This is a genomic window from Anaerotignum propionicum DSM 1682 (assembly GCF_001561955.1).
GTDB lineage: Bacteria > Bacillota > Clostridia > Lachnospirales > Anaerotignaceae > Chakrabartyella > Chakrabartyella propionicum.
This window is the reverse complement of sequence record NZ_CP014223.1, coordinates 1,439,724-1,464,806: the sequence shown is the minus strand read 5'-3', so window position 1 is coordinate 1,464,806 and position 25,083 is coordinate 1,439,724. Positions and strand designations below refer to the sequence as shown.

Below are 25,083 nucleotides of genomic sequence, written 5' to 3'. Positions count from 1 at the left end.
CTCTTTGTCTCTAGGAAATGCTATCTAAAATCAATTTCTGAAGTTGTTTCGTCTTTTCTTTACACATGGGCGGTGTATCTTTCAGGGGATAATCAACCCCCATAACACTGTATTTTTCCATACCCAACGTGTGATAAGGCAGAAGCTCTACCCTTTTCACATTGGGAATTGCTTTTATGTACCCCCCAAGCCCTTTGATATGCGCTTCACTGTCTGTAATATTAGGCACAACCACATGGCGTATCCAAAGGGAAGTTTGGCTTTTTCTCACTGCATTTAAAAACTCAGTAGTAACAGAAAAATCGCCCCCTGTTAAAGCTGTATATTCTTCTGCCAAATAATGCTTTACATCAAACAATACTAAATCGGTAACTTCCAAAAGCTCCTGATAATTTCCAAATCCATATCCTGCCGTGTCTAGGCAAGTGGAGATATTTTCCTTTTTACATTCTCTAAATAATTCCGTCACAAATTCAATCTGCAAAAGCGGTTCACCACCGGAACAAGTCACGCCCCCTGTATCGCCAAAATAGGGCTGAAAACGCCTGAGCTTTTTCATGATTTCGTCCACACCTATTTCTTTTCCTCCATGTAGCTGCCAAGTATCCGGGTTATGGCAATACTTGCACCGCAGCCCACAACCTTGGAGAAACAGAACGCTCCTTATGCCGGGACCATCCACCAGTCCCATGGATTCAATAGAGTGAATTTTACCTCTTTGCACAAAATCACCTCTTTCTAGTTCAAATTTCTGAATTAGAAAAAGCCGACAATCCGGGCTTTTTCTGCCCAGACGGTCGGCTTGTTAGTGATTATACTTCACGTGGTTGAACCCACTGTTCCGTCAGTCATATAATCTATGAGATGATTTTAGCATGCTTATTTTTTATTGTCAATGAAATTTATTGATTTTGAAAAAGAAAAATAAATGATAATCTGAAAAATTTTTTTCAAGGTTATCACCGTATTTACTTTTTTTATTTAAGTATATTTCTAAATCGCCAACAAAATTTTTTCTAACTCAAGCCATATGAAATAACGATAAGTTCTTGCTTTCATCATCTAATATTTATTCAAAAAGATTCATTTTATAAATTAATAAACGTTGGAATTTATATCCATTATATGGTAAAATTAGCAAGTATAAACATGACCACAGCGCAAAATTGTAAAATACATTATTTTTTTTTATTAATTATGACGAAAAAAGAAAAATATATAGATTCTTTCTATATTTTTGCTATAATGATTGCGAAGAGGTTGATAAAGAAAAAAGGAGGAAGGTAATGAATTTAAATCAATTATACTATTTTAAAACTTTGGCTGAATTGGAGCATTACACGAAGGCTTCGGAAAGATTAAATATTTCCCAGCCAACATTAAGCCATTCTATCGCTGCTATGGAAAAGGAATTGGGGGCAAATCTTTTTGAAAAGCAGGGACGGAACGTGGTTTTGACAAAGTATGGAAGAATTTATATGTTTTATGTGGAAAACGCTTTGACTCAGTTGGAACTAGGTAAAAATCAAATTGAAAGACTCATTACAGTGGGGGGTGGGCATGTAGGCCTTGCATACATGACCTCTGTGGGAGCAAATTTTGTACCGGAAATTATTGCAGGTTTTTTGGATGATCCCCAGAATAAGAACATCTCTTTTTCTTGCTATGAAGGAAATACAAAAACATTGCTTTACAATTTGAAAAGAGAAAAATATGATTTGGTCTTCTGCTCTATGGTTGAAAACGAAAGTGACGTGGAATTTATCCCTGTTTTTGAACAGGGATTGGTTGTAATCGTTCCCGAAAATCATGCTTTGGCAGGAAAAAAGAAAGTAAGTATTCAAGATATTTGTCCTTATCCTTTGATCTGCTATACAAAGGAAAGCGGTATGAGACGGATTATCGATGACTTGTTTTCAAAAGCGCAAATTATGCCTAATATTCTTTGCCAATTTGAAGATGTCAACTCAATGGCGGGTCTGGTTCAAGCAAACCAAGGAATCGCAATTATTACTGACAACCCGACAATCCAAAATTATAACGTAGTAAAATTAGATTTGGATACTGCTTATTCTAAGCGTATGGTTTACCTTGCTTATGTGGTAAATAGATATTTGCCACCTGCCGTTGAAAAATTTAAGGAGCATATTCTGGGAACTACAAAAAAATAAGTCGTCTTTGGTGTGTACGCTAAGACAGCAAACCTCTACAATGATGTATACAACTATTGTAGAGGTATTTTTTAATTAGAAACGAAAACAAATCCTTTTGTATAGAAATTGGTACCCTTTAAGCATCATTCTTTCATCCCATTCACCCATTCATTTATATCGGAAGAATAGCATTTCTTTTAAATGTCAAATATCAGCATCATTTGCTGGTGGTCTGATCTGCTACTATAAGGGACTTCCTTGCAAAGCATGGGGCATATTGATAAAAATTTCTTATGCAACATTCACCCTACTACCGTTAAAACGGTTTTTTAAACTTATTTTACATTTGCGAAAATTAATAATTTTTTATCAGCTAAAAAAACCTTACAGGTACAGCTAAACCATTCCTACCTCCTGTAGAGCAGGTGGTTTAATCAAGTTAAAGCAAACAAAAATTAAGTCCTGCCGATACTATCAGCAGGACTTTTTTGATTAAGCCATAAATAATTTAATATCCTCGTCTACTGTACCAATACCGCTGATTCCAAAGCTTTCAACTAGAACCTTGGCAACATTGGGGGACAAAAATCCGGGGAGTGTAGGCCCTAAATGGATATTTTTCACACCAAGATATAACAGCGCCAACAAAACAATAACTGCCTTTTGCTCATACCACGCAATATTGTATACAATTGGAAGCTCATTGATATCATCAAGGCCAAATACTTCTTTTAATTTCATTGCGATTACTGCAAGGGAATAGGAATCGTTACACTGACCCGCATCCAATACCCTTGGAATACCACCGATATCTCCTAATTGCAGCTTATTATAGCGGTATTTTGCGCAGCCCGCAGTAAGAATCACTGTATCTTTTGGAAGTTTTTCAGCAAATTCCGTATAATATTCTCTGGATTTCATTCTGCCATCGCAACCGGCCATTACAAAAAATTTCTTGATTGCACCGGATTTTACTGCATCAACCACCTTATCTGCCAGAGCAAATACCTGATTGTGCGCAAAGCCACCCACAATACTGCCTGCTTCGATTTCTTCCGGTGTTGGCAAAGTTTTTGCGAGAGCAATGATTTCTGAGAAATCCTTCTTCCCATTTTCATCAGCTACAATATGTTTGCAGCCTGGATAACCGCTGGAGCCTGTTGTAAAGATTCTTCCTCTTACTTCCTCGCTCCTTGGTGGAACAATACAGTTAGTGGTGAACAAAATAGGGCCACGGAAAGATACAAATTCATCTATTTGTTTCCACCATGCGTTGCCGTAGTTCCCTGCAAAATTGTTGTATTTTTTAAACGCAGGGTAGTAATGAGCAGGAAGCATTTCGCTATGGGTATACACATCCACCCCTGTATCCTTTGTCTGCTCTAAAAGCTGTTCCAAATCCGTTAAATCGTGACCGGAAATCAGTATAGCAGGATTCTTCCTCACACCAATGTTAACCTGAGTTATTTCAGGATTACCATATTTTGAGGTATTCGCCTCATCAAGAAGTGCCATTGCTTTCACACCGTGCTCACCGGTTTTCAGCGTAAGCGCAACCAAATCATTTGCTGTAAGGGTATCATCCAATGTTGCCGCCAATGCCTGATAGATAAATGTGTTGATATCCAAATTTACCTTGCCAAGGTTTCTAGCATGCTCTGTATATGCCGCCATACCCTTAACACCGTAAATTATCATTTCTCTCAAAGAACGTATATCTTCATTATCTGTAGCCAAAACACCTATGCTAGAAGCCTTTGTTAGCATAGACTCCGTAGAATCCACTGTAAAAGTTGCTGCATCGTGTAATCCACCTATGGATACCTTTTCTTTTAACGCATCACGCATACCAAGCACCTTTTGAATTTGGGCAATAATTGCTGCATCATCAAAATTTGCATTGGTTATTGTAATAAACAGGCTGTTAATGACCTCATCGTTAATGTCGCCAAGCTCATTTACATCCAGCTTTCCTTTCATAACAATTTCAGAAATTCCCTTTACGGAATATATGAGTAAATCCTGAAGCTTTGCAGTCGCTTCTGTTTTACCGCATACCCCTCTAACCATGCATCCTTTTCCACCTGCTGTTTCTTGACACTGATAGCAAAACATACTCATGGCTTTTCCTCCTTTTTCGTCCCTTTTCTTCCTATATTTTTCCAAAAAACTTCTATTCCCAGTATACAAGTATAAATTATATTTGTCTGTTGCATATACAACACAATTGTGTTTTTTTTATTTTTTTTGGAAGAAAATGCCGTTAGATTATAAAAGAAAATCTCTTCTGCCATAAAAAAACTTTGTCGTTTTCCGAAGACTAAAAGAGACTTCAAAAAGAGCCCCACAGGTACACAACATTCGGGCAATATAAAATTATAAGCCAAAATGACTTTGCGATTTATAAAATGAATTATATTTGCTCAAGGATAATTGCTTCCTAAATTTTTTTAAATCAATTATCTTTGTTTACAAAAATAACATCCAGTGGATTTCTATCTACCAATCTTGGATAAGTGTATTTTGGGTATCCCACCATAACAGCACCGGTGATTTTCTTATTCTCAGGAATTTGAAACAACTCCAAAAGCGGTGAACCTTCCCTCATAGCAATTCTCTCAAGCATTCCCGCCCAACAAGATCCCAATCCCAACGTTGGGGCATATAGCTCTAAATAAGTAAGTGCTATAATTGAGTTTTCTCTTGCTCTTTCAAAACTCGTATCTGCAGTGGTAAGAAAAAGGCATGGTGCACCTCTTAAAATAGGGTCTACCCCCTCTTCATGATATAATTTTGTAATATGCTCTAGCACATTATACTTCTCGAAGGCTTCAATTACAATGGCAACTGCCTTCTGAAGTATACTTCTATCCTCTATTACAACATAAGATACACCCTGGAGGTTATGCCCGCTTTGAGCATAATGAGCAACATTCACTAGGGCTTTCAGTTTTTCTCTTTCCACAGCCGTTTCCTTATAATTACGAATAGAGCGTCTGGATCGAAGAAAGAATTCTCCTTGTTCCGGAGTTAATTGGGTAAAATTTTTTATGCTGGTTTGCCTCGACAAAGGCGTTTTTATATGATCTATTGCCTCCTTGGGACAGACCGCAACGCAATGCCCACAAATCATACAAGCCTCTGGTAAAACTTCTTCCGGCCCAATTTTACCAAGCTTCAATACAAAACCAGGACACTCCTTCACGCACAATCCACATTTAATACATTTTTCTGAATCTACAGATATTAAACTCAATTTATCTACCCCTTTCGTTTTAACAATTCTATCGACAATCACTTTAAGATAGATTTATAATGGATATTGTAATATAAATACACTCTCTTGTATACAAATTTTATATTTGCTCTTACTCGTGTCAAATAAATGCCAAGTAATAAATTCCGTCTACCCTATCGCTATAGAAACTTACCCTAAAATCCCTTTTGTTCATGGGCTTTCCGAGATAATAACCTTGAAACATATCTCAGCCCATATCCTTTAGTATAGCCAGTTGCTCTGCGGTTTCAATTCCCTCAGCTATCAATTGGAAATGAAACCCCATGGGCTATGTTAATCATAGAAACAGAAATAAATTCCATCAAAGCTATAATAGTCAAAAGAAGCAACATCATTTGAACAGACAAACGGTTCATCATGGCATTAAGCTTTTACAAATCCCATATTCTATCACACCCATTTTATATAAGCATTTTTTTAACTTCATCAACGCTTTTCATCTATATGAAAAAACCAGATAGAAAACGCTCTGCCTTTGATTGATTTATTGAAGCATGGATAAAAGGGCTTGTTTAGACTGTACGCCTATTGCCTTTTTCTCAACCTTACCATTTTTAATTACAACTAAGGTTGGAATACTCATTACTCGAAAAACTTGGGCAAGCTCTTGCTCCTCATCAACATTGATTTTATCCACTCTCACTGTATTTAAGGTATCTTCACCACCTGTTCCACAATTGGCACTATGTATTCCACAAAAAAAGCCCCCAAACCATTTCATTCGATTACGGTTTGGGGGTTACATGTATCATTATTCTCCCTAGTAAAGTACTCCATGGGTACCCTAGGTGTAAACATATTAGAAGTAGAAGTTCATTTAGATATCAACTTCAGCGTAATTAATATTTGAATTCGTCGTCATTTTCGCTGTTGAAATCAAATTCTTCTACGCTCTTGGTATTAGAATAATTTGAATAGCTGCTCCTTGCAGAGCCATTTTCATCTAATATAAATCTTGACATAAGCTCTTTTAATAACTGAGCTTGTGCAGACAACTCTTCACTTGCCGCGGCCTCTTCCTCAGCCGTTGCGCTATTGGTTTGTACAACAGCGGAAATTTGCTCTACACCAAGGTTAACCTGATTGATTGCCTGAGCCTGCTCATTGCTAGCATCAGCAATGAATTGGATAATCCTTGTTGACTGTTCAGAACCCTGAACGATATCTTCTAGAGATTTCGCTGTTCCATTTACAATCTTTGTTCCTTTTTCAATAGCTCTTAAAGAACCTTCGATTAAAGCAGCTGTATTCTTTGCGCTTTCAGCAGATTTACTAGCAAGATTACGAACTTCATCTGCAACTACCGCAAAGCCTTTTCCTGCGTTTCCTGCTCGAGCAGCCTCAACCGCAGCATTCAAAGCAAGGATATTTGTTTGGAACGCAATATCATCAATATTCTTAATAATCTTTCCAATTTCATTTGAAGTACGGCTAATATCCTCCATCGCTTCAACCATATGCTTCATCTGCTCTTGCCCATATGTAGTAGCATTAGATGCTTCCATAGCAATTGCTTTTGCTTTTGTTGCATTTTCCGCTGTTTGAACAATCTGGTTAGAAATATCATTCATAGTTGCAGACAATTCTTCAATAGAACTTGCCTGTTCTGTTGCCCCCTGAGAAAGAGCCTGGGCTCCACTGGATACCTGATCGGAACCAGAAGCAACCTGTTCTGCAGCCAAATTGATTTGAATCAATGTCTCTCGAATCATTCCAGTAGTGGATACCAAAGCGTCTTTAATGACTGCAAATTCGCCCTCATAGCTTTGCTTAAATTCAAGATTAAAATTACCAGTACCAAGTTGTCTCAGCAATTCGGAAATTTCATTTATGTATGCGATATAGCCCTTTAATCGAACGACCGTTTTATCAAAAGATTCAGCTAAGAAAGCCGTTTCGTCATGGGTATTAATATCTATTTCAACATCAAGGTCTCCCGCTGCAATTCTATCAGAAGCAGCCACTAATTTACGCAAAGGATTTATCATTTTCTTTGCAGTAATATAGATAACAGCACAGAGAATAAGCATAATTACCGCAATGATACTATACAAAATTGTTCGCATTTCAATGTAAGGAATGTCAACCTCATCCTTTGGTATTGTAGAAATAACTCTCCAACCGGTATCGCCTACGGAAGAAGTAAAACCGCAAAGTGCCTTCCCATCTATTTCATATTCAACAACACTGGTAGAAGGACTTTTAACGAAACTTTTCACATCATCCGTTATTGGAAGGTCATCAATGTTTTTCATTACATAGTCACCATTGGGATGATATATTATGGTGTTGGTTTCTGTAACGAAACAGAAATAACCAGTATCCCCCAATTTTAAACTGCCTAAGATTGTGGAAACCTGATCCAGAGCCATATCAATACCAAAAGCACCTACCATCTGTCCATTGCTATAAACCGGAATTGCTATTGTTACGACTAATTTTTGTGTACTAACGTCAACATAAGGCTCAGATAAAGATAATCCTTTTTTCTCCATCATTTTGATGTACCAAGGCCGCTGGGTAATCACCCAATCGCCACCCAGTTGAGATACATACCCATCTGACATGATAAGCTGGCTAGAATCAAGATCGGCCATCCATACCGCCTGAATATTAGTGGTATCAATTTTTGCAAGTTCTTTCAATTCATTTAAAACATCGGGAAACTCAGGAAAATCTTTTACATTTGTTTCACGTGTGGCTTTTACCATTAAATTCTTAAACATAGAATCATTAGAACCTGTTTCAACTAAAGATAAATACTTTGCAAGGTACTGATTAATTTGCCATGAAGCACTATTGGAGGTTGTTTTTATTACCTCATTTGACTGTTGATTAATACTTTTTTTCACATGCCCGGACACCACTATAATTAAAATAAAAAACAAAATAACTAAAGGTACAACTGTCGCCAAAATCATTTTTCTTGCAATACTTTTTGTAAACACTTTCATTCTAACACCTCTTTTTCCCCTCTTTTTTGCACTCTCTACTTTCCGTTTAAAATCAGAAAAACAATATTCTCTATCCCAAAAAATATCGTTTTTAAACGGACGTTCCCCCTTTTTGCTTAATGCAGGCATTTTTAGCAAAAACAATTCCGACACTCCTTTTCATATAATTTTGAAAAAAGCAGTGTGTATGTTCTGCATAGCAAATTTGGACTGTCATTTAAAAAACTGAAATCCTTTCGAAGCTTCCCCTCCTTTATGCTAGTCCCCTTTGTCATCAACTTCTATTTCAACAAAATATAATTATATAAAATCACTTTTACTATAAGTACGATATCATTATTAATATAAAATCATGTTCATAAATAACATAAACATGGGTCAAATAAAAAAGGCAACTTAACGATAAATCGAGTGAACACCTGTTAAAAATTGTATACTCTTAATTTAACATAAAAGAAAGTATTTATCAATGAATTTACCCCAAAAAAATACCATTTCCTACAATTTTTAATTTAATTTGCCATAGTTTTTTTGCATAAACAATATATATATGATTTCAAACTATAAAATTCCATTCACAACCTTTATATATTATGTATAAAATTTCAAACATTTTTCATTATTTTTTATGCAGAAAATATTGGGCTAAATAGACTTTTTCCAAGGTTGTTATAGGAAAGCATACTATAATGCGCCATTATAATCTCTTAATATGTATAGAGTTTTATCAAATTCACTTTGATAAAAATGGTTTGGATATTCTAATGACTTCATTTTTAAGTTCAGATTTATGAAAAATAAGAACCTCCTATGAATTTTTTCATAAGAGGCCTTTTTTCATACTTTCATTTCTTCAACGAATATTATGCCAACACTTCGATTGTATGATGCCAAAAAAGCATGTCATTTTGATATTGTTTATCAGATTTTTTAAGCCTGCAAACTGAATCCTTTAGTTCACCTAATTAAACTTATAATAAAATAATTTTTCAAAATAAAACGTTCCACTTCAATTTATCTAAAACGATCTGAGCTTGGTGTAATTTGCTGAATCGAATAATTTAGAATGATATTTATATTAGGAAATTCCGTCCGAAAGGCTTTCAGCAATCGCTGAGCCACCATATTTGACGTTTCATCAGTGGTATTTGACAATATAATCAAATATTGATTTACACTGTATCTGGCAAATGCGTCCCCACCTCGTATGTTGTACTGAATTGTGGTTCTTAGTGCATCCATTGCACGGTTTAAAACTCTGCTGGTAGGAATGCTAATGGCATTTTTGTCTACAACTGAGATTAAACACAAATTTGAGGTGACTCCTGTTCTTCCGATGTTTTTAGACTCCAAATGGTAAACTAGCTTAAAAAATTCATACTCACAATACACACTTCCGATTTCATCTTTGCTTTCATCCAGCTTGTTTTTTATTACTTCCAGATTCATTTCAGGAGTTTTAATTGTTCTAACCACATCTTTATATAACGCCAAAAACTCCTCCGATGGAGTTATTCCCAACTCCTTCATAAACAAATCCGCCACATGATGGTATAAATCCAAGGCTTTTTCTAAATGTCCTGTACAAATCAATACTTGTATGAAATAAATATATAATTGCTCTTCATATGGTTCTAATAGAATGGCCTTTTGGCAAATTGCAGAAAGCTGCTCATATTTTTTATGCTCAAAAAGTAATTTAGCCAAATCAGCCACAACTCGATTATATAATGATCGATAAAAGGTTCCAATTGGTATAACCCAAGATTCGGAAGCCTTTTTTTGCAAAAAATGGCCTTTATAAAGGCTTTCTGCCTGTAGTAACAGGGAAATCTTTCGTGAAACGTCTTCTGTTTCCAATTCGCTTTCATAAATTAATCTTTGAAATTCATCGGCATCTGTGATACATTTATAATCCTGATTCCAGCCATAGGCTCCATTCCGATACAATATCATGCGACGGCTATTATCAAAATCCAGCTCATCTAAAGCAGCTCTAACGCGGTGCATCAGCACCTTTAATGTGTTAATTGGATCCCTAGAATTGCTTTCAGACCATAGCAACTCTATCAATTCATCCTGGGTTATAAATCGTTTTCGGTGAACAATAATATATTCCATTAATGTCCACACTTTCTTTGATCGGTTTGTTTGATCGGAAATAATACTATTTCCGTATTCAATGGTAAATTCACCTAATAACGTTACTCTAAATTCTTCGCCCACAGGCCTCCCCCTTTTTCTTATCACTTGAAACTTCAAATTACATACTCAATTGCTGTATAATAAATGAAGCTTTTTAAATAATCATGGAATTGTAATTTTCCTGATTGTTTCATTCATGAGCTCACAACATTGTTTTTCTTTTGTAATATATTTCTTTATTCATGAACAGCGTAATGCACACATCAATGAATAATATAACAACTTGGCCAAAAACATATCTAGTTAAGGATGTCTCCTCAATCGAAATTTTGAAACATGTCACATGATGCTAATTACTTCCTGTGCATAGTAAGTTGTATTTAATTGTACTCTTAAGAATCTTTATAAAGGCATATTTCAACACGCCCCAGTTTATTTGGCAAGCGTTTTTATCTCTTTAGGTTCATACGAATTCGTTTATCTAAAAGCTCCGGATGTAGGGCATATTGCAACGCCGTTTCTGCCAAAATCTTACCGTTTAAAACCAATTCGTACAAGCTGTTGTCCATTGAAACCATACCTTCTTCCCCCGACATCCCGATTACTGATTCAATTTGATGAACTTTAGAATCCCTAATCATATTTCGTACTGCATTATTCATATGCATAATTTCGAAAACAGGAATCAATGTATCATCAATAGCAGGGATAAGCTGCTGAGAAACCACGGTTTTTAAAACCATTGACAACTGGATACGAACTTGTTGCTGTTGGTTTGGTGGAAAAATATCAATAATTCTGTCTATGGTATTTACTGCTCCCACCGTATGTAGTGTAGAAAGAATAAGATGTCCTGTTTCAGCGGCCGCCATTGAAATTTGTATGGTTTCATAATCTCCCATTTCACCAACCAAAATCACATCAGGAGATTGACGTAAGCTGGAACGCAAAGCAGTTACAAAATTTGCGGTATCAAGACCAATTTCCCGCTGACTAAAAATGGACTTTTCATTGCGGTACAAAAATTCAATAGGATCTTCTAGGGTAATGATATGGTTACTTCTTGTCTCATTTATTCTTTGCAAAATACATGCGAGAGTTGTTGATTTTCCATTCCCAGCAGAACCCGTCACCAGAATTAAGCCTTTTTTTTGATTAGCCAAAGCCAAAACTTGTTCGGGTATCCCTATTGATTGATAATTGGGAATACCATAGGCCACGATGCGCAAAACCGCCGCAAGGGACCCTCTTTGTTTATAGCAACTTATCCTTAGTCTTGCTAAGTTTGGAACAGATAGTGCAAAATCATCATCCCCATCCGCTGCCAGACGTGTTAATTCACGCTGGGCAAGATTATATGCCTCTTCCACCAAATGCCTGGAGTAATCAGGCATGACCTTTTCCTCATTTAATTGATAAATCATTTTCCCTTTTTTATAGGACAGCGGTTTGCCGGCAACAATAAAAATATCAGATGCACCCAAATCCATTGTCTGCTTCAAAATCTCTAAAAATGAAAACATATGTGTCTCCTCAATTGTTCAATACCTATTCAACGCTTGCCTGCTGCTTAATTCAAACCCATACCTGAATTAATTGCAAATTAAAAGTTAATATATGAGCTTAACAAAATCAACTTCCAAGTGATTCTATAAATATATAAAGATGCTCCTGCACCCCAAAAGCAAAGAGCCTGCCCCTACTCATCCATTACCAATTTCACTCTATAGAACTATTCAAAAGGAACATTTCAGAAGGCAGATATTTCCTGACATCAGCTCAATATCAACAGAACTGCTCATGTAAATTGCCATATTAAAATGACGAGCACTAAACCGTGATTAAGCTTATCAAGCCTCTTATTTCTTTTCTTCTAAAAGAAATGTCAGATTTATTGTTTTGAATTTTACTTCGATAGGATTTATCTTACATAATTCTCTACTATTCTAAAGCTGACCAAATGTAAAGCACACTTATAATTATCCTAGGATAGAGAATACAAATTCGTCAAGAAAACAAGCCTTATAGTTTTTTTGACCTAACTTTTATGAATAATGATGGGTTGTATTTCCCTTGAAGGGAAAATTTAATTATGTGAAACCCCTGTATATACGACGAACCGCTGGAATTCAGCGGTTTCGTACTACCTTATCTTGAAAAACTGTATAACCCTTCTTAACATCACCGACACATTTCATAATATGCCTCATTTCTCTTGATATCACGACATAACAAAATGAGGATACATTATCTTCATTATTATTTCATCATAGGAATTTCAATTCACACTCACAATCTTAACTTGCATAGGTAATAAGCTACCACACGACTAATCAGAAAAATAAAATCTACCAAATAGTGTTCAAAAACAACAACTTTAATTTCATTTAAAGCCCGTTCTCTCTCCTGCTCCCATCAGCAATTGCATTACCCCATACATCAATGTGCGGACAATCTATCTGAAAACCCATCTATGCATTTGTATTTCTTTGCATATTTTACACTGTAACTCCGTCAAATTGTACGGTTAGATACATAAATAACCATTTTTTACTAAAATTTTAGCATAAAAAACAATTATCGTCAATAAACCCATTCAGGGAAAATCAAACCACCAATGTTTAATAACTCAGATTAAATAAAAACAAAGCAAATCTAACGTCCAATCACTTTCTCTTACCCTGTCGACTGCCTTGCCTATAAAGTGATTTGCTAATTAGAAAACATATCTTTCACAATAACGCCCAAGTACGTTATAATAATCTTACAACTAAAGTTAAAGCAAAGCCCTCCCCTACTAGCCACAGCGCAAGTGTCTTGCTATGAGATAGGAAACAAGAAAAAGCGTACCCTTTATTATGGCACGCCTTCCTTTCTTAAGCCTTTAGCTTTAGAATTTCATCCAAAATTTTATGAGCAACCATTTCTTTTGTCAAAAGTTCTAGTTGAACTTCTTCCTTTTTGGAAATCATCGTTACAACATTTGTATCCGTTCCAAAACCACTGCCTGCGACCTTTAAATTATTGGCAACTATCATATCAATATTCTTTTTCCAACTTAATTCTGGAATTTTCAAGCATATTTTGTGTTTCCATGGAAAAACCGCAGAGAAATTGTCCCCCCCTGCGATGCTCACCCATATATTTCAAGATATCCTCCGTCCGATCCAGCTCGATGCTCATTTCTCCGTCTTTCTTTTTCATCTTATCATCCGCTACGGTTTTTGGCTTATAGTCTGCAACTGCAGCCGCTTTAATGATAATGTCATTTTCAATAAATTGCGTTTTCATTGCCTCAAACATATCAGCGGCACTCTTTACCTGAATATACTTAATAAAGTAGGGTTTCTCTAAAGCCGTTACGCCACTTACCAATGTAACCTCTGCACCACGAAGCATAGCTGCCTTGGCCAGTTCATACCCCATTTTTCCCGTGGAATGATTTGTGATGTAGCGAACCGGATCAATACTTTCTTGGGTTGGTCCTGCAGTAATAATGATTTTTTGTCCAACGAAATCCTTTTCATATGCAATTTCACGAAGGATATGGGCAACTAAAACCTCTTCCTTCGGAAGTTTTCCTTCACCTGTATCCTTGCAAGCCAAAACGCCGCTTTCCGGTTGAATGATCTCGTAACCGTAACCAGCCAGTTTTTTTAAATTATCCTGCACAATGGGATTTTGATACATATTTGTATTCATGCTGGGAGCAACAATCTTCTTCGCTTTACAAGCCATAACTGTTGTTGTCAGCATATCGTCGGCAATACCACAAGCCAATTTTCCAATTACATTGGCAGAAGCAGGGGCAATGAGAAAAACGTCTGCTTTTTTGGCCAAAGAGACATGGGCAACATGAAATTGGAAATTCCGGTCGAAAGTATCTACAAGACATTTATTTCCTGTTAAAGTTTCAAAAGTTATTGGTGTAATAAAATGCGTTGCATTCTCCGTCATGATAACATGAACGTCGCACTCCAACTTTACCAGCATACTGGCTACATTAGCCATCTTGTATGCCGCAATACTCCCGGTCACACCTAAAACTACTGTTTTTCCTTTTAGTAACATAGCATACTCCTTCAAATCCGTATTTACATACATATATATTTGTCCATATTATAACAAACAATCCTAAGAAGGACTAGCCTTTTATGAAAAATTGCATTTAAAATGTTAGGTGACTGATACCATCCTTAGCGATTACTATTTGTAGACCTTCCTCTGAAAAAAAATCACCTAAAGTATAGGCTGTGTAAGCAGTCTCACTCTCCATACTAAAATCATGTACCTCTAGCAAAATTTGATCTGAAATATAGTCCCTAAATGTTATATCATGCACTTTGGCCGTTGCGGATAAATATCTGCTGATTTCTTTGTAATCTAATTCTGTCAAAATAAGATTATCGTCGAGATATACTTTTAACAACGGTGCATTGGGAGAAATCTGAACAAAACGTAAGTATGCATAATCCTCAGGAATAGGATAAATACAGTCATTTACCAAAAGCAGGCATGCATGACTCTCTAGCCCAGAAATTGTAACGGCATAAACGCGATAGCCAATCAAATTAATTATCGTTGTGGTAAACTCGTCTTCCATTTGACCAGCTTCAAAAATTTGAATGCGGTAGTATCCGGGGAAAACCACATAATATTCAGTAAATTCTTTATATTTTAGGTTTGAAATAACTTTTTTTCCATTTATATATATATCAATAGCAGGGACAGACACTAAGGCATTAAAAAAGTTCAGATAGCTATATAGTGTGATTCCGGCAATAATTGGTATTTCCATATCTTTTACGTCGGGAATAATATTAATTTCAGGTAATATTTTTCGTATTGGTTCAAGATTTATTGCAGGTGTCAGGACTTCCTGTTCAAGCTTCCAAAGTTCATCTTCAGGTATTGGTAGAGGCAGCATTCTTCCCACATAAGTTTGCATTCCTGCCACTTTATTTTCACACATAGTTGCAACCTCACCTTTCTTTTTTCTTTTACAATATGGCAGGACAAATTTTTTCGTGAAAGAGAGTAAAGTAGTAGGAAATGGATTTTGATCCTTTTGAAGGATTCCAATTTTATGAACACCAGAAATAGCTTACTGGGTTTTCAATCAAAGTTAAACGCAAAAAAGCGTATAACAAATATACGCTTTTCTAAATTTTCAAATCATTTTGGATGTTTAAAGTACCAATGAAGGTGCCGCATATACTCTTGCCTTCAATTCATTATCCAGCATATAAAGGCCTTTTGCATCACTGCCAAACAACTCCATCTTCGTAATTAAATTATTGGCATTTGTTTCTTCTTCACCCTGTTCTTTTACAAACCAATCCAAGAATTGAAGGGTACGATAGTCGTGAACCTCTTGGGCAGCTGTGTAGATGGTATGAATAGAATCAGTAACATATTCCTCATGGGCTAATGCAGCCTTTAAAGGATCCATCAACGATTCCATTTCTACATCAGGTTTACCGATAGCCTGAAAATCCACACGTTGGTTATTATTTTGCAAGTATTGATAAAAGAGCATTGCATGGTCTCTTTCTTCCTGTGCTTGAACCTTATACCAATTTGCAAATCCCTCTAAGCCTTTGGATTCAAAGAAGTTTGCAAAATCCAAATACAGGTAAGCAGAAAAAAATTCCTTGTTGATTTGTGAATTTAAGAGTTCTATTACTTTTTTATCTAACATTTTTATCCCTCCTGTGTTTTATATTATGAAAAGATTTTATCCTTACATAGCTTTTTCATGATTTGTCGTTTGTTCCTCTTCTAAGCGTAAGGCATAAACCTTATCTATCCGCTTTTCCTCAATGTTCTCTATGCGAAACAACCAATTTGCCACATGAATTTCAGGTTTTTCCTCTTCTTCAGGGATTCTCCCCAGACGGCCAATTAAGTATCCACCTAACGTGTCATAATTTTCTCCATCTTCAAAAGTTATATCCAACAATTCTTCCACATCAGACAAATCTGTTGTTCCATTGATGCGATATGCTTTTTCATCAACCACGCTAATATCTTCTTCCTCTTCCAAGTCATATTCATCAAAAATATTACCGACAATCTCTTCCAGCAAGTCCTCCATGGTGACTAGCCCCGCTGTTCCACCATATTCATCAATGACAATTGCCATATGAACCTTATCTCTTTGCATTTCAGTAAATAATTCATCTGTCTTTTTTGAAAACGGAACAAAATAGGGTTTTTTCAAAACTTCTTTCAGGTCAAAATTGGTTATATTGTGGTTATCAGCAATGAAAAACTTTACAACATCCTTTACATGAAACAGTCCAATAATATTATCGATATTGTCATCATAAACAACGATACGAGAATATTTTTCCTCTGAAATGACCTCCACTATTTCCATAATGGAAGCATCCGCAGGAATTGCAACAATATCCGTTCTATGGGTAGCAATCTCTCCTACTGAGGTATTCCCCAAATCAAAAATATTGTTTATCATCTTTTTTTCCGTTTCATCTATACTACCATTATCCCCTCCGGCATCTACCATCATGCGGATTCCTTCTTCTGTAATGATTGATCGCTTTTTTTCTTCTTGTAATTTCCATAATAAAAAAAGCAAAACCATATTCAGAATGATAGATATGGCCAAACCAATAACGGTTTCCAAAATATAATCATCCTCCAAAAAACACTAATATTTTCCGATAGCATTATTCTAGTCTGAAACGGAAATAATGTCAAGGTGTGGATATTTTGCGCCATTCCCCATTTCCACCTTTTTGTTTCAGTTTGTACAAAAAAACCTTGACAGACAACCTATATTATTGTATAATTATAACAACTTTTCATATGAATTATTCCAGTTATATAGTGAAAGGAGCTAAGGTATGGCTGAAAAAAACATCCCCCGTATTGATAGTAGATTAAGAAAGCATATTGTAACAATGCCAGAGGAAATTTGGAGTGCCAGTGGTATTGTTATTTGGGGAAAACGCATCAAGTCGTTAATATTTTCAACCGACATTGCGATTATCCGAAACTGTAATGCCGATGCAGTTCTGGCAGTATATCCTTTTACACCTCAGCAAATCATTGCAGATGCCATTGTTTCTGCTTCCAGCATCCCTGTTTTTTGTGGCGTAGGCGGTGGTACCACAACAGGCCCTCGAGTTGTTATGCTGGCAAAAGATGCTGAAGCATTAGGCGCCATGGGTGTGGTCGTCAATGCTCCCACCAGCAACTCAGTCATTCAGCATATCCATGAAATTATTGACATACCCATTATTGTCACTGTGCTTGATGCTGACAGTGACATAGACGGTAGATTGGCGGCGGGCACAAGTATACTAAACGTATCGGCTGCTGGGCGAACCCCCGATGTGGTTCGTGCCATTCGTGCCAAATACCCTTCCGTGCCTATTATTGCAACAGGTGGTCCCACTAGAGAGAGCATTAAGCAAACCATTGAAGCAGGTGCAAATGCCATCAGCTTTACACCACCAACAGCAATGGATTTATTCCATGGACTAATGAGCCGTTACCGTACGGAGCATGAAGAACAGCAAAAAACAAAGTCTACAGAATCTTAATACATCCCTCATTTAAAATCAAACAAGGAAGAGTGCCCATACTTGTGGCACTCTTTTTTATTTCTCCAATGTTTCTGGTTTCAAGAACATCGAATAAATAATCATCTCTATATAACAACACATTTATTTTGTAATTACTATTTAGAGGGCCATTTTTATACAGCTTGGGCCCGATAAACGTCGTTACGTAAATCAGGCCCTTTTAACAGCTTCTTTAAAATGAAAAAACCACTAATTCATATTTTAACCATTATTTAAAATCAGCTTTTCTCGTCTTCCTTTTCCGGCTTATTGCAGTTGCTACTATGGGCGCATCCACTACATCCTCCGCCGCAATCATTTTTCATTTTATTCAAATTCTTTTGCATTTTACGCATATTATAGTACACCATTCCAAGTATTAAAATAATTGGAATTACCGTGGTAAAAATCGCTTCCTTATCCAATTTTTCATCTCCTTAAATATATCTATCTGTAAAACGGTGAAGCAGAGCCTCCCATTCCTTCTCATCAACAATATTTTTGGACATCTCTTCCACACGAGCCTGATCCTGAGGCTGTAAGCGATATAGATATTTCCAATCTAAAGGGAAACCCATGCGCCTTGCCAGCTGATATTGCTTTTGCTCCCTATCAGGAAGAGCTAAAAAAGTATCGATATATTCCAGCATTGAAGATAAATCTTTATCTAAATAACCTGTTACTTCTTGCAATAAATTAATAATATGATCACTGGTAAGCTTTCCATGTGCTCTTTTGGGGTCAATATGGGCAAGCATCTTCCTGATTTCTACTAATTTATCAATATCCCTTTGCTCCTGATACAATCCTGCATCTCTTAGTTCTTCCATCAAAGAACCCGTTCTTAATATGAATGTACGTAAACGTACAAAATCCGGATTCACTTCATTGATAACCTTCGCCGTCTCAATGGCATTTTCATCAGATAAGGCTTTGCCGCCCACACCAGGCATAAAATAAATGGAAAGCTCGATACCGGCTTCCTTTACCTTTTTGCCGCCGATAATTTCATCTTCTTGGGTGGCTCCTTTTGATATCAATTGTAAAACTTTATCAGAACCCGATTCATACCCTGAATGGATACGATCCAGTCCCGCTTCTCGCAAACGTTTAAAATCTTCCTGAGATATGCGTGCTAAAGTATTTGCCCTGCCATATGAGGTAATCCGCTGAATTTCCGGAAAACGTTCTCTGACATAACTGACAATCTCAATCAGCCACTCGGGGCGCAAAACCAGTGTATTTGCATCCTGCAAAAAAATTGCTTGCCTATCCCCTTCTGTCAGCCAAGTAAAAACCATTTGATAACAAATTCTTGCATCATCAGTGGGCATGGATAGATATTCCTGACGAATGGCCTGCATGTCATACTCACCCTGATGCATATGTGCTAGGATTCTATCTCGATATTCCGCCATAACATCAATATCTTTTTTAACCTCAGCCACAGGCCGTGTATGAAATGTGCTGTTCTTATATAACATACAAAATTTACATTTATTCCAAGGACAGTTTTCCGTCACCCGAAGCAATAGGCTGTTTGCTTCACTGGGTGGACGAATGGGGCCAATTTGAAATACTCCCTGTTCCATAATCTCGCTCCTTTCAACAAACCAATACTCTTTCTTGCATTTTATATAATCTGCCCCAAAAAAGCAAGTTGAAGTTATAGGATGATGAAGAAATCAAAATAATTGCATCTGTTTCATATAAGCATTTTAAATCAGATAAATTGAGATGTATACCAAAATGTCTTAAAAATATATAAACCTTTAAAAAATATAAAGAAAAGACTCGTCATACAACACACAAACTTATGTATTGCTTACGAGCCTTTTTCATTATATTAAAATCCCAAAAAATATCTTCTCAATCTAATGGAAGGATTGACTTATCGGCATACAGCGCAACTTTAATAAATATCAATCAAGCTTTGCAAGCTCCACAGCAATTTTTGAAGCAACTCTTGCATTATTATAAGCTAGCTGTAAGTTGGAAGCAAAAGAAACGCCTTCTGTCATTTCTTTAATGTGCTTCAGGAGGAATGGAGTAGTCTCTTTTCCACGAATGCCCTGCTCCTTGGCTAACTCCAACGCACGCTGAATAACACTTTCTATTTCATTGAAATCCAATTCATATTCGGCAGGAATTGGATTTGCAATAACTGCACCACCTTCGAGATTTAAATCCCATTTTGTTTTTAATATCTTTGCAATAAGCTTTTCATCTTTTGCGTTAAAGTCAACCTTAAACCCGCTCTTTCTGCAATAGAACGCTGGGAAATCATCCGTATCAACGCCAACAACGGGCACGCCCATTGTTTCCAAATATTCCAAAGTGAGTCCAATATCCAGCAAAGATTTTGCTCCTGCACAAATTACGGCTACCGGTGTATGAGCCAACTCCTGCAAATCTGCACTAATGTCCATGGTTTCTGTGGCACCTCTATGCACACCGCCAATGCCACCTGTGGCAAAAACTTGGATACCAGCCATAGCTGCAATCATCATTGTCGTTGCAACTGTAGTAGCTCCTACCTTACCTGTTGCTAAGTAAACCGCAACATCACGACGGCTAACCTTGCCTACATTCTCTGCTTTGCACATAAGCTCCAATTCATCCGCAGTCAAACCAACCTTAAGCTTACCATTAATGATTGCTGTGGTAGCTGGGATTGCACCTTCACCACGCACGATTTCTTCTACCTTATGGGCGAATGCAACATTTTCTGGATAAGGCATTCCATGGCTTAAAATTGTACTCTCCAAAGCAACAACAGGCTTGTTGTTCGCAATTGCTTCTTGAATTTCAGGTGTAATGGTCAAGTATTTTTCTAAATTATTCATTTTCTTTCCTCCAATACTTTTTCAATCAAATTCACACTCATATTCGGATTTATAGTTCCTTTATAGGAGATGGCTGCAACACCTGCTGCTAAAGCAAAGTCCACCGTTTCATCTACATTAAAATCAAATAACCTTGCATACAGCACGGCAGCCATAAATGCATCTCCACCGCCGGTGGCATTTACCATTTGATCTAAGGGCTTTAGCGCTCGTTTTATTTTTACGCCATCCCGATTCATATAAAAACAACCGTCAGCACCTAAGCTCACATAAATATGCTTTAGACCTTTTTCCAAAAGCACATCTGATGCCCGCTCTAAATCAGTTTCACTTTGTATTTTCATCCCACTGATGACTTCCATCTCCATGCGGTTCGGTTTTAATGTATCGACCTTGCCTATAATTGGCTTTAGTTTCTCCGCATAGGTACAAGAAACCGGGTCAATAAAAACAGGGGTTTGGCTTCCATACACATCAAGAATCCCCTCCAAAACCTCTTCAGGAAGTCCTGCATCGCAGGTAATATATTTGGCTCCGCTGATGATGCCGGATTTTGACTTCAAAAATTCCATATTCATGCGTTGTAATACCGACATATCAGACATGGCAACAAACATATCTCCGCTTTCATCTAAAATTGAGATATATGTTGAAGAAGGATGCTTTTCAACTACCATGCTGTGAGAAAAATCAATACCCGCGGCAGTACATTCGTTGCGAATCTGATCTGCATAGATATCGTCACCCAAAGCCGTAATCAGCCTCACTGGTGCTCCAAGCCTTGCCAGATTTTCCGAAACATTTCTTGTAACCCCACCTGCGGAAGAATTCATATTTCCGGGGTTGCTGTCCCTTAAAATAATACTCTTTTTGCTCATGCCGTGGATATCCACATTTGCCGCACCGATTCCGATGATGTAATCCTGCTCCTTAAGCAAATAGCCTCGTCCCAGAATATATCCCTTCTTCTGCAAATTCGTGATGTGCACAGCCACGGAGCTACGGGTTATGTTTAGCTTCTGGGCAATTTCACTTTGCTCAATCATGGGCATATCACGGATAATTTCGTATATTTCCCGCTCTCTTTGTGTCAATTTTTCACCTTCTTTATATATGTTTAGTTAGTAAGCACATATTTATACTATTCTAATTTTTTGCATTTGTCAAGTCGTTTTTTTCATATTTTCACTCATAAATCGATATATTGGTAAAAAAGCTCGGAGGTAGCATAATGAAATTATTTAAAGCAATACATATCAAAAAAAAGCATATTTTATTTGCAGTGGCAGCAATTGCCTGCGTAGGTGTAGTTACCTGCGTTGTTCCCCCTGCTGCAACGAAAGTCTCCTTAATTATTTCTGCAAAGAACGAGAGGAAGCTACCCATTTACTGCGTCGAAACCGATAAACCACAAGTATCCATCAGCTTTGATGCCGCTTGGGGCGCTGAAGACACAGACCAATTATTACAAATTCTCGCAGACAATGAAGTAAAAGCGACTTTTTTCCTTTGTGGCTATTGGGTAACGGATTATCCCGAAGAGGTAAAGAAAATTGCAGAGGCAGGTCATGATTTGGGCAACCACTCTTCCACCCACCCTCATATGAATCAGCTTTCTTCAGAACAAATAGCCAAGGAGCTGGCTGACTGCCATAAAGCAGTAAAGGATTTAACGGGAATTGAAATGAACTTATTCCGTCCCCCTTTTGGTGAATACAACAATACTGTAATTGAAACATCTTTCGCCAATTCCTATTATCCAATTCAGTGGGACATAGATACACTAGAAAGAAAAACGACTGCCCAAAAATCAAGGCTTCTCAGGCAGTCGTTTATTCCGTTTTAACATGCTTTTTACACCTCAATTCTCTCCAATACAGGTTGCTCTTCATTCAATAACATCATTGCGTAATCTGTGTCTATTATCCAATCCTCAATCTTTTCTTTCTGTAAAACAATAGGCATCCTGTTATGAATATCTACCATTGAATTGTTAGCTGCTGTTGTTAAAATTACAAATCTCTTTTCATTCTTAAACTCATTCCAAATTCCAGCCATATAAAGATTTTCACTATCCGCTAAATTAAATTTATACTTCTTTTTTGAAACATCTTGTTTCCATTCGTAAAATCCTGTTGATGGTATTACGCATCTTCTTTCTAAAAGGTTCTTTCTAAATGTAGGTTTATCAATTGCTGTTTCTGCTCTTGAATTGATAATCACTCCTTTACTATGAAATTTGGGGAAACCCCAAATTGATAATTCTGGCATGATATTACTACTATCACACGAAAGTATAGGGACAACATTTGTAGGAAAAATTTCACCTGTTCTCATATTATTTTTTGCACCATATTTATTCTCTATGTCTTCCACAATACGCATCATTTCCCTATTTTCAGGACTAATAAACATCTCATAACGTCCACACATGTAAAACACCTCATATATAGTGTTGACTATTTAAGCAAATCAATTCTGACAGAATGTATATTTGATATTATTTCCACTTGATAAGAACATATATTTGTTTTATAATCCAAAACAGAACAAATCTTCTTTTGTGGTGGTGACTATGGATAGAATAATTTTGCACTCAGATTTAAATAATTTCTATGCTTCAGTTGAATGTCTTTACAATCCTGCAATCAGGAATAAGCCTGTTGCCGTTGCCGGAGATATAGAGAAACGCCATGGAATTATTTTGGCAAAGAATTATATTGCCAAGGCATATGGAGTTAAAACAGGTGATGCTTTATGGCAAGCCAGGGATAAATGTCCCGATATCGTGTTTGTACCACCTTCTTACGACAAATATTTAAACTACTCAAAAATGGCTCGGGAAATTTATTCGGATTATACAAACCAGGTTGAAAGCTTTGGACTTGATGAATGTTGGCTTGATATTTCCAATAGTACACAACTTTTTGGTGATGGCGAAAGAGTATCAAATGAAATCCGCCAGAGAATAAAGGATGAACTAGGGGTTACTGCATCTGTGGGAGTATCTTATAATAAGATTTTTGCAAAATTAGGCTCGGATATGAAAAAGCCTGATGCAACTACAATCATAACAAAGGATAACTTTAAAGAAAAAGTTTGGGTTCTTCCTGCAAATGATTTACTTTATGTTGGGCGTGCAACCTTTTCTAAACTAAGAAAACTAAATGTGCATACAATCGGTGATTTAGCCGCTACCAATCCAAAGTTTTTAAAACAAGAACTTGGTATTAATGGTATAATGCTGTGGCAATTCTCAAATGGTTTGGATCAGTCTAAAGTTTCAGAAATAAACTCCTACCCTGCTATCAAGAGTATTGGTAATAGCACAACCTTACCCTATGATGTTTCAATTGAGGAAGATGTACGAATTACATTATATATCCTTTGTGAAAGTGTGGCCGAACGCTTAAGAGACAGTGGATTTTTTGCTAATACTGTTCAAATTTGGCTAAGGGATAAAAACCTATTTTCTTGTGAACGACAAGGGAAATTGCTCTTTCCAACATGCGGCTCAAATGAGCTATTTGAGAAAGCATTCTCTATTTATAAGGCAAATAAACCTCACTTCGCATTAAGAAGTATTGGTGTAAGGGCTTGTAATCTGTCGGTAAGTAGCCAACGTCAATTGTCTTGTTTAGGTGAATTTGAAATAATGGTAAAAAAAGAAAAGTTAGAAATTGCGGTGGATGATATACGTCGGCGTTTTGGTCATTTTAGCATTCAAAGAGCAAGTATGCTAGTGAATCCAGTTCTGTCTAATCTCGATCCGAAAACCGATCACGTAATTCACCCAGTAAGTTTCTTAAAATAATTTTTAGAGGGGATTCATTTGGATAATTATGATAAAGTCTATGTTGAGGTAGTCGTTGAATTTAATATTGATGGTAAGATGATTCCAAAATCTCTAAAATGGGATGATGGGACTATTTATTCAATTGATAAAATTTTAGATGAAAGAAGAGCCGCCAGTTTAAAAGCAGGCGGCCAAGGGATACGATATTTATGCCGGATACACGGCAAAGAAAAATATTTGTTTTATGAAAAACCAAAATGGTTCGTAGAGGTTAAACGTTAGGCGAAAATTTAAATATG

At 36.7% G+C, this 25,083-nt stretch carries 20 protein-coding genes, 1 pseudogene and 1 riboswitch; of the genes and pseudogenes, 5 read left to right on the top strand and 16 right to left on the bottom strand.

The features are described 5' to 3' along the window. Positions 1–10: 10 nt before the first annotated feature. Positions 11–724: a pyruvate formate-lyase-activating protein gene (gene pflA / locus CPRO_RS06995; RefSeq protein WP_072743541.1), complete on the bottom strand. Its 714-nt coding sequence runs from the start codon at positions 722–724 to the stop codon at positions 11–13. A 56-nt stretch (positions 725–780) separates the two neighbouring features. After that, positions 781–862: riboswitch (ZMP/ZTP riboswitch) on the bottom strand. Between the two features lie 424 nt (positions 863–1,286). Here pflA and CPRO_RS06990 point away from each other — a divergent pair. Then, positions 1,287–2,171: a LysR family transcriptional regulator gene (locus CPRO_RS06990; RefSeq protein ID WP_066049587.1), complete on the top strand. Its 885-nt coding sequence runs from the start codon at positions 1,287–1,289 to the stop codon at positions 2,169–2,171. Between the two features lie 474 nt (positions 2,172–2,645). Here the strand turns inward: CPRO_RS06990 and hcp are convergent, their stop codons facing one another. From hcp to CPRO_RS06935, 10 genes and pseudogenes are all read right to left on the bottom strand, one after another. Beyond that, positions 2,646–4,274 (bottom strand): hydroxylamine reductase, encoded by a 1,629-nt coding sequence (gene hcp, locus CPRO_RS06985; protein ID WP_066049585.1) that lies wholly within the window; start codon positions 4,272–4,274, stop codon positions 2,646–2,648. A 334-nt stretch (positions 4,275–4,608) separates the two neighbouring features. Beyond that, positions 4,609–5,409, bottom strand: coding sequence for a nitroreductase family protein (locus tag CPRO_RS06975; RefSeq protein ID WP_066049580.1), 801 nt, complete (start codon positions 5,407–5,409; stop codon positions 4,609–4,611). A 526-nt stretch (positions 5,410–5,935) separates the two neighbouring features. Further along, entirely contained in the window at positions 5,936–6,172 is a 237-nt protein-coding gene (locus tag CPRO_RS06970) for a thioredoxin family protein (RefSeq protein WP_066049577.1), read from the bottom strand. A gap of 118 nt (positions 6,173–6,290) precedes the next feature. Beyond that, positions 6,291–8,405, bottom strand: coding sequence for a methyl-accepting chemotaxis protein (locus tag CPRO_RS06965; protein ID WP_159430659.1), 2,115 nt, complete (start codon positions 8,403–8,405; stop codon positions 6,291–6,293). A gap of 1,014 nt (positions 8,406–9,419) precedes the next feature. Continuing rightward, positions 9,420–10,631 carry an AfsR/SARP family transcriptional regulator gene (locus tag CPRO_RS06960; protein WP_066049572.1) on the bottom strand — a complete coding sequence of 404 codons (1,212 nt, stop codon included), beginning with the start codon at positions 10,629–10,631 and terminating at the stop codon, positions 9,420–9,422. A 368-nt stretch (positions 10,632–10,999) separates the two neighbouring features. Next, complete coding sequence (locus tag CPRO_RS06955) at positions 11,000–12,073, bottom strand: type IV pilus twitching motility protein PilT (protein WP_066049569.1); 1,074 nt, start codon at positions 12,071–12,073, stop codon at positions 11,000–11,002. Between the two features lie 1,353 nt (positions 12,074–13,426). Then, positions 13,427–14,621: pseudogene (gene coaBC, locus CPRO_RS06950) on the bottom strand (bifunctional phosphopantothenoylcysteine decarboxylase/phosphopantothenate--cysteine ligase CoaBC). Between the two features lie 97 nt (positions 14,622–14,718). After that, a complete protein-coding gene (locus tag CPRO_RS06945; RefSeq protein WP_066049566.1) occupies positions 14,719–15,522 on the bottom strand; it encodes a DUF4397 domain-containing protein in 804 nt (267 codons plus the stop codon). A 216-nt stretch (positions 15,523–15,738) separates the two neighbouring features. Then, a complete protein-coding gene (locus CPRO_RS06940; RefSeq protein ID WP_066049563.1) occupies positions 15,739–16,251 on the bottom strand; it encodes a ferritin in 513 nt (170 codons plus the stop codon). A 42-nt stretch (positions 16,252–16,293) separates the two neighbouring features. Beyond that, the gene (locus CPRO_RS06935) at positions 16,294–17,199 is read right to left on the bottom strand and encodes a hemolysin family protein (protein ID WP_066049560.1); all 906 of its coding nucleotides are present in this window, start codon (positions 17,197–17,199) and stop codon (positions 16,294–16,296) included. Positions 17,200–17,419: 220 nt separating this feature from the next. Between CPRO_RS06935 and CPRO_RS06930 the strand changes: the two genes are divergently transcribed. After that, positions 17,420–18,121, top strand: a complete 702-nt coding sequence (locus tag CPRO_RS06930; protein ID WP_066049556.1) for a beta/alpha barrel domain-containing protein — start codon at positions 17,420–17,422, stop codon at positions 18,119–18,121. A 260-nt stretch (positions 18,122–18,381) separates the two neighbouring features. On the opposite strand, the gene CPRO_RS06925 is transcribed toward CPRO_RS06930, so the two are convergent. The 4 genes from CPRO_RS06925 to CPRO_RS06910 all read right to left on the bottom strand — a co-directional run bounded on the left by CPRO_RS06925 (position 18,382) and on the right by CPRO_RS06910 (position 22,082). Next, a complete protein-coding gene (locus CPRO_RS06925) occupies positions 18,382–18,567 on the bottom strand; it encodes a FeoB-associated Cys-rich membrane protein (protein WP_066049551.1) in 186 nt (61 codons plus the stop codon). 12 nt (positions 18,568–18,579) lie between these two features. Then, on the bottom strand, positions 18,580–19,734 hold the full coding sequence (locus CPRO_RS06920; protein WP_066049548.1) for a radical SAM protein: 1,155 nt from the start codon (positions 19,732–19,734) through the stop codon (positions 18,580–18,582). A gap of 330 nt (positions 19,735–20,064) precedes the next feature. After that, positions 20,065–20,988 (bottom strand): pseudouridine-5'-phosphate glycosidase, encoded by a 924-nt coding sequence (locus tag CPRO_RS06915; RefSeq protein WP_066049545.1) that lies wholly within the window; start codon positions 20,986–20,988, stop codon positions 20,065–20,067. Beyond that, complete coding sequence (locus tag CPRO_RS06910; protein WP_066049542.1) at positions 20,985–22,082, bottom strand: PfkB family carbohydrate kinase; 1,098 nt, start codon at positions 22,080–22,082, stop codon at positions 20,985–20,987. The genes CPRO_RS06915 and CPRO_RS06910 overlap by 4 nt, the downstream gene beginning before the upstream one ends. Positions 22,083–22,219: 137 nt before the next feature. On the opposite strand from CPRO_RS06910, the gene CPRO_RS06905 reads away from it, so the two are divergent. Next, on the top strand, positions 22,220–22,834 hold the full coding sequence (locus tag CPRO_RS06905) for a polysaccharide deacetylase family protein (RefSeq protein WP_066049538.1): 615 nt from the start codon (positions 22,220–22,222) through the stop codon (positions 22,832–22,834). A gap of 8 nt (positions 22,835–22,842) precedes the next feature. On the opposite strand, the gene CPRO_RS06900 is transcribed toward CPRO_RS06905, so the two are convergent. After that, complete coding sequence (locus CPRO_RS06900) at positions 22,843–23,421, bottom strand: SOS response-associated peptidase (protein ID WP_066049535.1); 579 nt, start codon at positions 23,419–23,421, stop codon at positions 22,843–22,845. Between the two features lie 142 nt (positions 23,422–23,563). Between CPRO_RS06900 and CPRO_RS06895 the strand changes: the two genes are divergently transcribed. Together CPRO_RS06895 and CPRO_RS06890 are read left to right on the top strand one after the other, a co-directional pair. Further along, complete coding sequence (locus CPRO_RS06895; protein ID WP_066049532.1) at positions 23,564–24,802, top strand: DNA polymerase Y family protein; 1,239 nt, start codon at positions 23,564–23,566, stop codon at positions 24,800–24,802. A gap of 18 nt (positions 24,803–24,820) precedes the next feature. Further along, positions 24,821–25,066 (top strand): hypothetical protein, encoded by a 246-nt coding sequence (locus tag CPRO_RS06890; RefSeq protein ID WP_330383879.1) that lies wholly within the window; start codon positions 24,821–24,823, stop codon positions 25,064–25,066. Positions 25,067–25,083 lie beyond the last annotated feature (17 nt).